Origin of the sequence: Acinetobacter sp. OYA S30 (assembly GCF_033599315.1) — a bacterium.
GTDB classification, from domain to species: domain Bacteria; phylum Pseudomonadota; class Gammaproteobacteria; order Pseudomonadales; family Moraxellaceae; genus Acinetobacter; species Acinetobacter baumannii.
In genome coordinates this window covers 1-332 of record NZ_JAWVAV010000167.1, presented here as the reverse complement: position 1 = coordinate 332, position 332 = coordinate 1, and the positions used below count along the sequence as shown (strand labels likewise).

Annotated in this window: 1 protein-coding gene; it reads right to left on the bottom strand. The window is 44.3% G+C overall.

Annotated elements, in window-relative coordinates; genetic code table 11:
- The coding region (locus R5R67_RS19650) for a tape measure protein (protein WP_318755229.1) at positions 1-332 on the bottom strand (332 nt) is incomplete at both ends.

Here is a 332-nt window from a genome sequence, read left to right as displayed (position 1 = left end):
TAAGCGCTTTTACAATTTCTTGTGAAGTAATTTTTCCTTCAGCTGCAACAGATCGCAACTCTCCTACGGTGATCCCCATACCTTGAGCAATAGCCTTTGCTAATGCCGGGGTTTGCTCCATTACAGAATTAAGCTCTTCACCACGCAACGTTCCGCTTGCCAAAGCCTGCCCAAACTGAACTAAAGCTGCATCAGCAGCTTCTGCACTTGCACCACTAATTGCTACGGCTTTAGATACGGTTTCAGTTAAACGAGCAGTGTCATCCATTGTGAGGTTTAAAGTTTTGGCATTATCACTAAAACGCTGGTAGACCTGTAAAACAGAATCCCAT